We start from the raw sequence: 13,227 nt of genomic DNA, 5'->3' as shown, positions 1-13,227 counted from the left end.
GATGAAGACCCTTGCCCGCTCGTGCCTTGCCGCAGCCCTGTGCGCCACGCCCGGCGCCCTTTCCGCCCAGACGCGAGACCTGACGCCCTGCGAGGGCCAATGGTATGCCTCGATCGAAAATATCTGGGTGACCGATGATGGCGGCGGCATCCGCACATTCTACAATGGCGCAGTCCGCGTCCTCCGCATCGATAGCGAAGAGCCGGCCGCCGCATCGGCGGGTTTCGTGATCATGATGCCCGATGGCGACGGAACGGACGGCCCGCCCGGCACCATCTGCCGCGTCGTCTGGGGTTTGGCTTCGGCCGATGTCGACAATATCCGCTCACATTATGAAGCGGCGCGCGGACTGATACTGACCGTCCCGACAAGCCTGCCCGATTTCGACGGTGACGGACAACGACCGCGGGACATGCGTATCCTGATCAATGCCCAGCGGGGAACGATGCAGCTGCTCGACTAGCCCGCGGGCTTCTTCTTCTGCAGCCCGGACCGCTTGCAGCTGGCGACGAGATCGCCATGCTGGTTGAAGGCGCGGTGCTCGAAGGTGACGATGCCCTGGTCAGGGCGCGATTTCGATTCCCGCAGCGCCAGAACCTCGGTCTCGATCCGTACCGTATCGCCGGGAAAGAGCGGCTTCGGAAAGCGCACCTCGTCCCATCCGAGATTGGCGACCGCGGTGCCCAGGGTCGTCTCGTTCACCGAGATGCCGACCATCAGAGAAAGCGTGAAGCAGCTGTTGACGATCCGCGTACCGAATTCGGTCTCGGTCTTGCAATATTCCTCGTCGAGATGCAGCTGGGCCGGGTTGTGGGTCATCGTCGTGAAGAGAATATTGTCGGTCTCGGTGATCGTGCGCCGGATCGGGTGATCGAAGGTCTGCCCCACTTCCAGCTCGTCGAACCATTTACCCGCCATCGTCCTGCTCCCGCATCGTCGTTGCTTGTCCCTCCCCTAGCAGCACCGGAGGCCAAGGAAAATCGCGCTCGCCCTTGCGCGCCCGCTGCGCTCGCATAGAGTTTGCGCAAAACGGACCGGAGGATCGCCGCGATGGATTTCCAGCTCACACCCGAACAGGCCGAACTGAAGGACGCCGCGCGCAAATTCGCGCGCGCCGAAACCATGGATCTGGCACGCGAACTGGAAGAGACGAATCTTCCCGTGCCGCTGGAAATGCGCCGCCGCTATGGCGAGATGGGCTTTCTCGGCGTCAACCTGCCGGCCGAATATGGCGGACTCGGCCTAGGCCATCTCGAAGCGCTGCTCGTGCTGGAAGAATTCGCGCAAGTCTCGGTAGCTGTGGCCTTCCCGATCTTCGAAGCGCTGACCGGCCCCGTCCGCACCATCCAGCATTTCGCCTCGGAGGAATTGAAGGCTCGGATCATCCCGCAGGTCGTGAAAGGCGAAACCGTCGTCGCCGTCTCCATGTCCGAACCCGAAGCGGGCACGGCGCTCACCGATCTCACCACCACCGGCAAGATCGAGGGCGAGGAGATCGTGCTGAATGGCCAAAAGCGCTGGTGTTCCGGCGCGGGCCATTCGGATGTCTATATCGTCTATTGCCGGATGTCCGACGAACCCGGCGCCAGGGGTATCGGCGCGGTGCTCGTCGAAAAGGATCGCGCGGGGCTCTCCTTTGGCCGGCCCGAGGAGCTGATGGGCTTTCGCGGCGTGCCCTCGGCCGATATTTTCCTCGACGATGTTCGCGTGCCGGCCGGCAATATGGTCGTGCCCGCGGGCGGCTTTGCGAAACTGATGAGCGCCTTTAGCCTAGAACGCTGTGGCAATGCGGCGATGTCGCTGGCGCTCGCGGCCGCCGCGCTAGAAGAGGCGAGCGAATATACCCAGCAGCGCCGCCAATTCGGCAAGCCGATCGTCGACTTCCAGGCGGTGCAGATAAAGCTCGCCGAGATGGCGATGAAGGTCGAGGCTGCCCGTCTCCTCATTCACCGCGCGGCGGTCAACGCCTCGCAGGACCTGCCCAGCATCTATGAGAGCAGCATCGCCAAGTGCTTCGCCAACGAGATCGTCCGGGAGGTGACAGCGCACGGCATGCAGATCATGGGCGGCTATGGCTATTCGAAGGAATATCGCATGGAACAGCGCGTCCGCGACGGCTTCGCCTGGGGCATCGCTGGCGGCACCACCGACGTCCAGAAAACCAACATCGTCGCCGCGCTGGTGGGGCGGCGTTTCAACCAGCGTGCCTAGCGCACCCGGTATCGCAGCCGGAAGCGGAATGACGAACCCGCGGCCATCGTCCCCCGGGGACGCAGGCGGACATGGGTGACGGCCGGATCGACGCCATTGGCGTTAGGAACCGGCGTATAGGTCCAGCTTGCGCCGCCATTGTTCGAAAACTGGATATCGTCGGTCGTGCTAGCAAGGCTCGTATAGGTATAGGCGAGCGTCGAAGACGGGCTGCCCTGGACGAAGACCGCCGGGCCGGCGCCGCCGATACTTACGACCGAAAGATCGGCGTTGGGGGGCGTCGCATCGACGATCGCGATTGTGTTGTTGCTCACCGTATAAGCTGCGGGACTGGTGACGGTGATCAGATATTCGGTGACCCCGCCGGGAATCCGCAGCGGATTGGTGGTTCCGCGTATCGGATCGGAATAGGCGCTGCTGGTCTTGGTTATCGACAAGGGCGGCTTCCAGACGAAGCTTGCAAGATCGACATTGGCGGGATCGGGCAGGACGATCTCGAAGGTATAGCTGCCGGCGGCGAGCGGGATGTTGGTCGCAGCCGCCTGTTTCCAGAGGCCGATGGGATTGGCCGCGGTAAAGCTCGTGCTGACGCTCGCCACGACGACATTGCCCGCATTGCGGATATTGACGGTCAAGCCGCTCAGCGCCTGCTGATCGTCGCGTACGGAAAACCAGGCGCTGAAATCGACAAGTCCGGCCGCCGGCAGGGTTATCGTCTGGCGCAGCGTCCCGGCCGAACTGTTTACGTCGAAATACTGGACCCCGCCGCCGGTGGGCGTGACGATCGGGTTGCCGGCATAGCCAGCCCATGGGCGCACGATATTTGCAGGCTGCGGATTGCCGGTCGCGGAAGTCACGGTCCAGTTGGGAATGGTGACGTAGAAATTATTGCCGTTGGCCGGCGCCACGGGGCTTTCGAAGGACCGGTTCTGCAGCAACTCCTGCGCGCCTGCGGATGCGGAAATGCCCAGCATGCAGAACAGGAGCAGGCGCGCCGCCCAAGCCAGAACCCGTTGTAACACTTGCATTATCCGCCCATACTGATCCGGCATCCCTGCCGTCGTTTAACGCGGAAAGATATCATCCAAAAGCTAATCAGGCGATAATAGCGAATTAACCTTGTCGCGTCCCGCCTTCGTTCGGATCGTCGCCCTAAAGCGGCAGGCCGACATAATTCTCCGCGATCGCGCGCCGCGCGGCATCGGAACTGGCGATATAGTCAAGTTCGGCAAGCTGCATCTTGCGGTCGAACGCGCTGGCCTCGGGAAAGCGATGCATGAGGGTAGTCAGGTACCAGCTGAAACGGCTGGCCTTCCACACGCGGCTCAGGGCGTCGCTCGCATAGCGTTCGAGGCGGCTGTCCTCGCCATCCTTGAAATGCGCGATCAGCGCGCGGGAGAGATAGGCTATGTCCGAAGCCGCAAGGTTCAGGCCCTTGGCGCCGGTCGGCGGCACGATATGGGCGGCGTCGCCGGCAAGGAACAGGCGGCCATGGCGCATCGGTTCGAAGATGTAGGAGCGCAGCGGCGCGATCGATTTTTCGATCGCCGGACCGCGAACGATCTTGCCCGCTGCCGGGCCCAGACGCAGTTCGAGTTCATCCCAAAGCCGATCGTCGGGCCAGTCTTCAAGCTGCTCGTCGAGCGGCACCTGGATATAATAGCGGCTGCGCGAGGGCGACCGCATCGAGGCGAGGGCGAAGCCGTTACCGTGATTGGCATAGATGAGTTCGTGGTTGCAAGGTGGCACATCGGCGAGGATGCCGAGCCAGCCGAACGGATAAACGCGCTCATAGTCCTTGCTCGCGCTATCCGGCACGGCTTGGCGCGACGGGCCGTGAAAGCCGTCGCACCCCGCGACGAACCTGCAGTCGAGCCGGTGGTCGGCGCCGTCCTTCACGAAGCGCAACCAGGGCGCATCGCCATCGATATCGTGGAGCGCCACATCCTCTGCATCCCAGACGATATCGAGCCCGCGATCGGGCGCCGCGGCGATCAGGTCTTTGGTGACCTCGGTCTGGCCGTAAACGGTTACCTGCTTTCCCGTCAGCTCTTCGACATCGATACGGATAAGCCGTTCGCCATCGGCAAAGAGGAACCCCGAATGCGGCAGGCCGTATTCATCGAGCCCTTCGGCCAGGCCAAGATCCCGCATCAATCCGGTCGTGACGGTTTCCAGGACCCCGGCGCGGATCCGCCCTTCGACATAGTCGCGCGTTCGGCGTTCGAGAATCACCGCGCCGATCCCGGCCTGCCGCAACAAATGGCCGAGCAGCAATCCCGCTGGACCGGATCCTATGATCGCGACATCGGTACGCATCTTCTCCATACGCTCACCCTAGCGAGTTCGTATGTAATGCAAACAGAAAAACCCGTCCTACCGGGCGGCAGCGCGGGCCTTTCTTGCCTGGTTGTGGAGCCGGCGAATGCGTTTGATCTGCCATTCGGTGCGGGGCGTCACCTTTTTTAGCATCGCTACCGCGCCATCGGGGTCGCCGGAAGCCAGCATGGCAGTGGCACAGGCGATCGCCGCCGCCGCGCTTGCCTCATGCCCGCCTTCGGCAATTTCGCTTAACCGCTCGATCGCAGCCGCATGTTCGCCGACCCGCCCCAAGGCCATACCGGTGCGCGTCACGATCACGGGCTGCTGGCGCGGCTTCGCCTCGAGCCAATCGCGTTCGACGGCGAATACCGCATCGGCTTTTCCTTGCTTCACCGCAGAATCGAGCAGGATATGCCAGGGCAAATTGCCCTTGGTCTGCGCATTGCAGAGCGGACGAACGGTTTCCTCTGCCGCCGCATATTCGCCCATCGCCAGCAACGCTTCGGCGCGCAGCAACACAGCTTCTGACCGTTCCAGTCCGGCGATCGCCTCGACCGCGTCGGCGGGGCGATCATTCTCCATCAGGAAACGCGCAAACTCGATCGCAAAGGCGGGGGAGCCGGCGGCTTCAGCGGCGTGCCTATCAAAGAAATCGTCGTCGCCCGCCGTCCGTGCCTGGCGCGCCTTTTCAGCGAGCAGCAGCGCTTCGGCCGATTCGGTGGAAAAGTCGCCGGCACCCGGAAGCAGTTGCTCTGTGCTTTCGGGCCGTCCGGTATAGGCGTCGACCATCCGGGCGATATTGAACTCGACCATCGGCCGGGTGACATGAACGAAATCGTCCATCCACGCGATCCGGCGATCCGAAAGCATGATCGATTCATAACTCGGAAAATAGACGATCCGCTGGTCGGCAGTCACGATCTGCTCGGCCACGGCGCGCAACACCGATTTCGAATAGCTGTTCGCGACCAGCACATCCTCGCGGCGGTGCGTCGCGAACATCGGTACCGGTGATACGGTCAGGATCACGCGAAGGTCGTCGCGTCCATGTTTGAAGGCGAGATCGAGCGCGCGACGAAGATAATCGTGACATTCCTCGAAACTGAGCACATGCAGCGAAAAGCGCCCAGGCATCGCCTTCATAACGCCGGGCAGCGGCACGGTGTTGAGATAGGTCTGGGCCTCTTCGTCCCACCACACTTCGGCGAGGCCGAGCGTCATGACGAGTACGCGGCAATCCGCGAGCGTGCGGGTCGCCTCCATCAGCCCGCGCCGGCGCGCCAATACATCGTCGAGCGGCCCGGGGCGTACCGAATTGACGATGTGGAGGTCGGCATACCGATTCTCCCCGACCTCCACGATCGCTTTGGCTTCGTCGAACCTTTCTTCGCCGAACGCCCAGGCGAACTCATTGTAGATGGACGGCGTGCCGAAATTGTTCACGATTTCGGGCGCCAGGCCTTCGAAGGCGGGCGTGTTGAACAGTTGGCGCATCGGGATTTTGAAGCCCCGCGCCAGCAATTCCGCCTCGACATTGCGGGCGAAGCAGGATCCGATAGTGAAGATCGGTTCGCCCGGAATCAGTTCGAAGGGTACGTCGAAGGCGGGCTTGGCGATCGGCTCGACGCGGTTTTCCTCGGCGCGAACGCCCCAAGTCGACTGCGTATTGGCCTTGCGGATGCGTATTGCATCGGGGCCATTCATACTCTCAAGCGGCATAGGAAAACCTTCTAGTCTCCCGGAACGCGACGGCAATGGCCGTTTTACCGGAAAGCACCGCGCGGATCCCCCGCACGCATGTGAAGGGGTCAAAATACCGGGATAGCGCAGGAAAAGGAGGAAATGGTGCGCCTCGCAGTCGACGGCTAACTGGTCTCAGCCTGAATTTCCCTGTTTTGCGGCAATTAACAGGGAAATCCCATTTTTTGCGCAGTGGGAGAGCAATCTGCGCCAGATTAAATGCCACTTTCCTACCGGTTTGCACCACAAATTCCCTGCTCGAAATAACAGGGAATTACCACGCCGATATCAAGGAATCTGAAGCACGGATCAGGGAACCAACCGGCTGACATCAGGGAAGGCCCCTCGCTAAGATCGCGGCTTATGGCAAGCCGATTCTGCAAGAATTCTGGTGCCCAGAAGAGGACTAATATTGCCTGCTTAATATGTTGATATTTATCATTTTATTCTATTTCATGGATTCGATGGCCCCCAATGTGGCCCCCAACTACCTACCGTAACCGTCGCTTAACTTATCTAGATAGGCCTCTTTCGCGCTCGTTGCTCCACGCACCAATTCCCGCACTTCATCCGCTTTCAGATTGAGCACTCGATAGCTGCCATCGACCTTGGCCACCGCCTCGATCCGGCCAAAGTGCGACCCGTGCTTTTCAGTATAGTCCGCTAGGCCACGGAGCTTTGGCAGGCTGTCGGCCAAGTGCTCTCCATGCGGATCGATAATGTCGACGACGATCTCGCCGTTGGTATCCTCGCTGAAGAACAAGAAGTCCGGTCGCACCAGCTCGGTATTCCCCGCATAGTCATAGACAATGCCCAGCGAATCCTGACTTGTGCGCGGGGGATTGCGATACCAGCCGATGCGGCCTTCTCGCTCCATCTCGGTCGATTGAACTTTACCTTCCCATTCGTTCAGCACGTCCGGGAACAGACCAGAGTCATCGCACAGCAAGTGTTTATCAAACCTGGGCAGGTCGGTTTCCTTGCCCCCTTCAAGAGCCTTTGTTGGCTGGAGCCGCGAACCGGGTTTCACCAGCCGTACATCGAACGGTGTGGCGCTCAGCTCGCTGATCTCTCGGTAGGCATCTTGACGCTCGTCGCTAAGAGCGGCGATTGCGTCCTGCTTCTGCGTCAGCCATTCATTGGCCAAAGCTTCGGCCGCCTGCTCCAGCCTGACTTTGACCGCATCGATCAGCCCCAAGGCCGCAATATCGGTGTGGGCATCGATCAAGGCTTCCTCATCATCGTCAGCGCCTTCATTTTTCGCTGCCAGGTACTCGCTATAGCTCGTCGCCAGATCAGGGCTGATTATACGCCCTGCGCGCAGATAAACGTCTTCGATAACGGCGTAGTCTGCCGCCTCCACAAAATCATCGAAGCTTGTGCCGCCGCTGGCAATATCGGCCGTGAGCGTCTTGCCTTCGACCGTGAGAACGTCCTTGCGCGCTTTGGCAACGTCGCCAGCCAGATCGCCCCATAAACCGTCCAGCACCTTGTGCATTTCTGCATGAGCCTTCTTCCCGGCATCGGGCATCAGTCCGTCTCGAGCCAGTTCGTGCGCCAAGGCTGTGAGTCGTTTGACCGGCCGCGCGGTCTTCTTCGGTAGGGATTGCGATGGTAGGGAGACGAACTTGGCCCAAACCGCCTGTGGAATATCCGGATCGGGAAATAGCTCGATCGGCTGGATAAGTACCCGCTTTAGGGTATCACCCTCTACCTCGCTCCCCGACCTAATGGCTTCGGCCACGGCTTCGACTGCGGCCTTATCAAACTTCGGCAACAAGCAATCGACTGCGTTAAGTTGATCATTCCCCGGAATGCGCCGTGCCAGCGGTGAACGCAGCATTCGGCCGAGTAGCTGCGTGATATGCGTTCTGTCGCTCGCGGCCCGGAATGAGACCATTACTTCGGCGCGCGGGCAGTCCCAGCCGGTGCTGATGGCATCTTTGGCAATCAGAATGCGCACGTCATCGCGCTCCTGTACCCGCTCAGGCTCCAAATAAGGGACCGCATGGCTCCCAAATTGCTCCGTCCGGTGTTCGCCCAGCACGTTGGCGACACAGTCATGCGGCAATTCGGACCACGTCTCGAAGATCGTATCGAGCCAGCGTCCAATCTCGTCGGAATCGGGATTATTTGGCACCTGAAGCACCATGAGCGGCTGGACCGTTTCGCCCTGCCCTTGATCCGCGCCATAATCCTCCCACGCCTTCGACATGGCGCGAAGCCGCTCCGTTCCCCGGCGCAAGAGCACGGTTGCGAAGTCGCCCGCCTCATCTGGCACGTCCAGCTTGATCGTGTCCTTGATCAGGCCGCTGTCTTGCACCTTCTTGGAGTCGACCTCGACATTGGGAAGCGTGCTGCGCCCAGTCATTCCCTGCATCGCATCGTTGAAACGCTGCACGGTTGCGGAAATCCCCCAGACAATCGGAATGCCAGGAACAGCGCCAGTGCCGTTGATAAGCTGCTTCACAATGGTGGGCTTGCCTTGCACACCGCTATTGCCGCCATCGCGCATTCCCCGGTGTGCCTCATCAAGCACCAGATAGAGCGTCAAATTGGGGTCTTCGGTGGTGTTCTGGATCGTCTGCCAAATCGTGTGCGACCGAAGATCGGGCATAAGCACTTCGCCCGATGCGGTCTTTTCGAGTCCCTCATCGTCGGGTTGGTGACCGCGCACCAACTTGCTCGTCTTGCTGAGCTTCTGAGTGTTGAGGAAATACACCTTCCCCGGCTCAAACCTCTCCCGGCTGAAGGTGTTCTCTACCGTCACTAGATCGGACACTGTGAGCTTCTCCGACGCCTGATGCAGCCGCCATTTGGATTGTTCGTTCAAGGACGGATCATCGCTAAACCAAATCACGACCGCGCCTGGATCGGCTTCAAACTCGTGATCGTCATTGCCGAAGAACAGAGCTTCGAAAACAGCCGCCGCCATCACAGTCTTGCCCGCGCCGGTCGTGGCGGTGAGCGAAAAGGCGTGCGAGTCCTTGTCCTCGTGCCAGCGCCGCCGTGCCTTCTTGAGCCGGTCGAGCACATCGGCAACCGCTTCGTCCTGATAATCCTTCAGCGTGAACTTCATGGCTCAGCGCCCCGTCGCAAAGCGGAAATTGGTGAGATAGGATTCATACAGCCGCACCGGTTCGACCGTGTCGGGCAGTTGTCTCACGACCGACTGGAAGCGCCGCTCATCATCAGTGACGATGTAAGCGATGCGAATGCTGTCCTTGCCGTGGATCGCTTCGGCAAAGAGCGCTGCCTGATCCAGATCGGTCAACAGGCCATAGCAATCAGCGACAGCCCAGCCGCCCTCGGGTAATTTTTCGATCCGGCTTCCCGCGCTACCAGCGCGCATCCACAGGAGCGGCGCAATGCGCTCGAATGCACGATTATGGCTGACCGCGACCGGTGTCTCATAGGTGAGCGTGAAGAACTCGGCATTTTCCGCAAAGCCATCGGCCATCAGGAACTCGTCTGTGAATTTGTAGTCGCCCTTGATCGGCTGGCCTTCAGGCGTTTGGCCTGTGATAGCCGCCTTAATCCGGGGCTTGGTTATGTAGTCGCAAATGCCCCATTGCTCCCATTCGGGATCGCCGGGGCGTAAGCCATCTTCACGCAGCTTGGCTTGCTCACCCGCACTTGCTTCGTTGTTGGTAACGGAAATGCACTGTCGCTGCCCGCCATCCTGTTTATTGAGGCGCATTACGGCATGAGCAGTCGTTCCTGAACCCGAGAAGAAATCCAACACCTTCGCATCACGATTGTCGAAGAGAAAAAAGCGCAATGCATCCTCGACTGCATACAGAGATTTTGGAAAGGGGAAGCTCCGACCTGGCATGAGCTGCTCCAAAATCCCTGAACCGTGTTCGGAAGCATTATGCGACTCAATCTTCCACTGGGTAGGTGCAATCCGATCATCCCCGTCCTCAATTTGGAACGCGATAATCGAGCCGTCGTGTGCATATCCTTCAATCTCGAACGTGTCTGACAAAACCGCTTCGTAAGCTCCATCAGGCAGATAGTTCACTACAAAACCATAAGAAGTTGGCCGTCCAAGTCGAATACGGCCCTGCTTGATCCTAGTTCTAAGTTCAGCAGCCGAAATCTGCCAGCGGCCCTGATCGCCATTCCTGCGGATAGGCAAAATTGGGACCAATCCTTCCTTTTCAGGCGCTTCATCAACGCCTTGAGGAAGGGCTTCTCCTACCTCTACGATGACTCTCGACTCTGGATCAGCATAGATCGGATAAAACATCGACTCACGGTCGGCCCTCGCAGCCTCTGATCCGCGTCGCATCATTGAAGTCCACGCTGGCTCAGTCCGCCTCACACTTGTTTGTTCTTCAGCTTCATCCAATTCTGGGATTTTCGAAGTTCCGCTAACGATTGAAGACGGCGACCATTCTTTGCTCAAGCGCAGGCGCTTAGGTGCGGCATCGCCCAACATGGCAAAGAAAAGATATTCATCCGCTCGACGAAAACCGCCCGCAACTGAGACACCCTTTGGATTGATTATGCTTGATACCATTTGGATGCGCGCTTCAGGGAAAATCTGAGGAAGTAGCAATCCGAGCCGCAGAAACTCACGCGCGTCGATGGTCACAATTAAAACCGAATGATTTGGATTGAGAAGCTCTCTCGCCAATATAAGTCGCCGCTCGATCATAGCCAGCCACTTCGAGTGGCGATATGCGTCGTCCTTCTCGACATAGGAGTTGTTGTATTTCCAATCTGTCGCACCACTGTTGTAAGGTGGGTCAATGTAAATCGCATCCACCTTGCCGCGATGGGTAAATGTCAGCGCCTCCAGCGCATGGAAGTTCTCGCCATTGATCACAGTGTGAAACGGCTTGTCACCGCCGCGCTCGACCTTCCCCGTGCTGACAAGGCCGGGATAGATGTAATCTCGAAACTCGGCCACCACGACCAGATCAGAATACAACGCTTCAGTTTGCTCCGACTCATCGGTGTAAAGCAGGGAGAGCTTGGCGATGCGCTCAGCACCCCTCCCCGCAAGGCTGATCACCTTCCAAAGCCGCTGATCGCCCTTCTTGGTCGATCCGCGTTCCGGCAGGATGCGCACCTTATCGCCCTTGCGGATTGGGCGACCAGGAAGCTCGACATTCTCCGGGCGATGCCGCTCGAAATTCAGGCCAAACGACCGGCGCGAAGACAGCGCCTTGAACTCCCGCTCCAGCTCCCGCCCCAGATCGGCATCCTTGGCCTTGGCCTTGGAAATCAGGTCAGTCAGCCGCGACATGGCACCTCACCGGATTGGCATTCGATTCGACGCGCAATTGGCAATTCCGACACTTGGCTGCTCCCCTGCCTGGCCGTGCACCTAACAGGAATATGCTCTCGGCTGAAAGAGGCTAGCCACCAGCCTGATACTTGCGCACGGTTTCGGCAAGCATTGCTGCCAGTCGCTCGTCATCATTATCGGGCGAAGGTGGCTGCCCAAGAGCGCGGATCAGTTCCGCCTGTCGGTGCGGCGATACCGGGCCATAGCTTGTGAGCGTCGTCAGCACATGTTCGTGGCCCAGGTTTCGCGAGCATGCCTTGAATGCTTCGGCGGTTCGGCAATGTCGTTCGGCAAACTGCACAAGCGTATCGCGAAATGAATGCGGGTTGAAATAGGGCAAGCCAGCCGACTCGAACGCATCTCTGAAAATTTTGCGGATCGGCCCCGCGCCGCTCCAGCATTCGCGGGAAAGCCCGACCGGCTGGAAGCCGCCGGTCTCGCCTAGCCCCATTTGCGTTTTGGGAAACAGTGGATCGTCGTCGCCCCAAAGCAGCTTTTTTCGAAGATACTCGTGCCAGTCCGCAACGATCGCCAATGCCTGCCCGCCAACCGGAAAGAACCAGGTTGAAAAGCTCTTGGATGCCTTGGTGCGCACGTCGCGCGCATCCTGAAAAACGACGCCCTCGCGCAGATCGACATGTTTGAGCCTGAAGGACGCCAGCGCCCCGTCACGAGCGCCTGTGAGGATGGTAAAGGCGATCAGAGCCCTATTTCGCCGTTCAATGTCCGTCTCGGCTGGCATGGACGCCAACACGGCGTGAATTTGATCCAGTGTCGGCACCGACTTGGGCCGGGACGCCTTGGCGATCCGCACATCCTTTTCCGAAAGGTTGAAATAGTCGGCATCGGAATAGCTGATTTTGGATTTGAAACCCGGCTTGTCGGCTAGCCAGATGAAAAAGGCGCGCAAGGCCGATAGCGTCGAATGCACCGTGGCCCGTGCCAGCGGCTTGCCCGTGCGGTGATTGATTTCCGTATCCAACTTGCGTTTGAAGGCGACGGCCTGTTGCCGATGAAACTTGTCAAAACCCTTGTGGCCATTTGCCTCTTCAAATCGGGCGAGCGCCTTCGCCACCTTGTCGATCGATGTTTCGTCGCGCCGCTTGGCTTCCCTGAGATACAGGAAATATTCCCGCTTGATCCGAGTGTTTTTTGGGCTGTGTTTTACCATGGCCTAGTCGTCCTTCTGCTTGTCACAATTTGGGGAAGGGTTTGGCTGCTCCCTTAGGCTTGAAGGTCCTTCCCTGATCAGGACGTCGAGACCGGGCAAAACCTTAGACAGATCGGCCAGGCAGGTGCGCCGATGCATGACTGTCTCGCATATCTCGCAAAGCGCGCTGAGATCGCCGGAGATGGCATTGCAGGTCGTGTATTCCGCCAGGCCCAAGGCTGGCGCTCTCGGCTGGCGGCACTTCATGCAATAGATCGTACCGGGCGGGCATGGCTGTTTCGCCGCCTTGCGCCGCTGGCTAAGCCACTCGCGCAGATCGCTGCCCAGCATCAAAGCGGGCCGCGATTTATCGATCGTCGGCAGCCCGGATTTGACCCAGGTCCAGATCGTATTCTTGTGCACCCCAAGCAGCCGCGCCGCCTCGTCAACGGCATAGGCCCGATGCACCTTGGGTAAGCGCGGGTTGATCCGTTTGCCCGGCATT

General features: G+C 59.5%; 10 protein-coding genes. 2 read left to right on the top strand and 8 right to left on the bottom strand.

The features are described from left to right. Position 1: 1 nt before the first annotated feature. Positions 2-463: a hypothetical protein gene (locus tag H6P80_RS03825; protein WP_185800001.1), complete on the top strand. Its 462-nt coding sequence runs from the start codon at positions 2-4 to the stop codon at positions 461-463. On the opposite strand, the gene H6P80_RS03820 is transcribed toward H6P80_RS03825, so the two are convergent. After that, positions 460-918 carry a MaoC family dehydratase gene (locus H6P80_RS03820; RefSeq protein ID WP_185800000.1) on the bottom strand — a complete coding sequence of 153 codons (459 nt, stop codon included), beginning with the start codon at positions 916-918 and terminating at the stop codon, positions 460-462. The two genes, H6P80_RS03825 and H6P80_RS03820, sit on opposite strands and share 4 nt — an antisense overlap. Before the next feature lie 132 nt (positions 919-1,050). Between H6P80_RS03820 and H6P80_RS03815 the strand changes: the two genes are divergently transcribed. Continuing rightward, positions 1,051-2,211, top strand: coding sequence for an acyl-CoA dehydrogenase family protein (locus H6P80_RS03815; protein WP_185799999.1), 1,161 nt, complete (start codon positions 1,051-1,053; stop codon positions 2,209-2,211). Here H6P80_RS03815 and H6P80_RS03810 read toward each other — a convergent pair. From H6P80_RS03810 to H6P80_RS03780, 7 genes are all read right to left on the bottom strand, one after another. Further along, on the bottom strand, positions 2,208-3,239 hold the full coding sequence (locus tag H6P80_RS03810) for a hypothetical protein (protein WP_185799998.1): 1,032 nt from the start codon (positions 3,237-3,239) through the stop codon (positions 2,208-2,210). The two genes, H6P80_RS03815 and H6P80_RS03810, sit on opposite strands and share 4 nt — an antisense overlap. Positions 3,240-3,363: 124 nt before the next feature. Continuing rightward, positions 3,364-4,530 carry a 4-hydroxybenzoate 3-monooxygenase gene (pobA, locus tag H6P80_RS03805; RefSeq protein WP_185800964.1) on the bottom strand — a complete coding sequence of 389 codons (1,167 nt, stop codon included), beginning with the start codon at positions 4,528-4,530 and terminating at the stop codon, positions 3,364-3,366. Between the two features lie 57 nt (positions 4,531-4,587). Beyond that, positions 4,588-6,252 carry a GSCFA domain-containing protein gene (locus H6P80_RS03800; protein WP_185799997.1) on the bottom strand — a complete coding sequence of 555 codons (1,665 nt, stop codon included), beginning with the start codon at positions 6,250-6,252 and terminating at the stop codon, positions 4,588-4,590. A gap of 508 nt (positions 6,253-6,760) precedes the next feature. Then, positions 6,761-9,352 carry a DEAD/DEAH box helicase gene (locus H6P80_RS03795; protein ID WP_185799996.1) on the bottom strand — a complete coding sequence of 864 codons (2,592 nt, stop codon included), beginning with the start codon at positions 9,350-9,352 and terminating at the stop codon, positions 6,761-6,763. 3 nt (positions 9,353-9,355) lie between these two features. Next, positions 9,356-11,530 carry a site-specific DNA-methyltransferase gene (locus H6P80_RS03790; RefSeq protein ID WP_185799995.1) on the bottom strand — a complete coding sequence of 725 codons (2,175 nt, stop codon included), beginning with the start codon at positions 11,528-11,530 and terminating at the stop codon, positions 9,356-9,358. 112 nt (positions 11,531-11,642) lie between these two features. Next, complete coding sequence (locus H6P80_RS03785) at positions 11,643-12,743, bottom strand: site-specific integrase (RefSeq protein WP_185799994.1); 1,101 nt, start codon at positions 12,741-12,743, stop codon at positions 11,643-11,645. A gap of 3 nt (positions 12,744-12,746) precedes the next feature. Continuing rightward, positions 12,747-13,226, bottom strand: coding sequence for a helix-turn-helix domain-containing protein (locus tag H6P80_RS03780; RefSeq protein WP_185799993.1), 480 nt, complete (start codon positions 13,224-13,226; stop codon positions 12,747-12,749). Position 13,227: the final 1 nt, after the last annotated feature.

The sequence above is a fragment of the Parasphingopyxis marina genome (assembly GCF_014237875.1).
GTDB lineage: Bacteria > Pseudomonadota > Alphaproteobacteria > Sphingomonadales > Sphingomonadaceae > Parasphingopyxis > Parasphingopyxis marina.
This window is presented reverse-complemented; position numbering and strand designations above follow the sequence as displayed.

Coding starts and splice junctions, on each gene's coding strand:
- H6P80_RS03800 (WP_185799997.1), bottom strand. CDS start 6,252: ATGCCGCTTGAGAGTATGAATGGCCCCGATGCAATACGCATCCGCAAG.
- H6P80_RS03815 (WP_185799999.1), top strand. CDS start 1,051: ATGGATTTCCAGCTCACACCCGAACAGGCCGAACTGAAGGACGCCGCG.
- pobA (WP_185800964.1), bottom strand. CDS start 4,530: ATGCGTACCGATGTCGCGATCATAGGATCCGGTCCAGCGGGATTGCTG.
- H6P80_RS03810 (WP_185799998.1), bottom strand. CDS start 3,239: ATGCAAGTGTTACAACGGGTTCTGGCTTGGGCGGCGCGCCTGCTCCTG.
- H6P80_RS03790 (WP_185799995.1), bottom strand. CDS start 11,530: ATGTCGCGGCTGACTGACCTGATTTCCAAGGCCAAGGCCAAGGATGCC.
- H6P80_RS03825 (WP_185800001.1), top strand. CDS start 2: ATGAAGACCCTTGCCCGCTCGTGCCTTGCCGCAGCCCTGTGCGCCACG.
- H6P80_RS03780 (WP_185799993.1), bottom strand. CDS start 13,226: ATGCCGGGCAAACGGATCAACCCGCGCTTACCCAAGGTGCATCGGGCC.
- H6P80_RS03785 (WP_185799994.1), bottom strand. CDS start 12,743: ATGGTAAAACACAGCCCAAAAAACACTCGGATCAAGCGGGAATATTTC.
- H6P80_RS03820 (WP_185800000.1), bottom strand. CDS start 918: ATGGCGGGTAAATGGTTCGACGAGCTGGAAGTGGGGCAGACCTTCGAT.
- H6P80_RS03795 (WP_185799996.1), bottom strand. CDS start 9,352: ATGAAGTTCACGCTGAAGGATTATCAGGACGAAGCGGTTGCCGATGTG.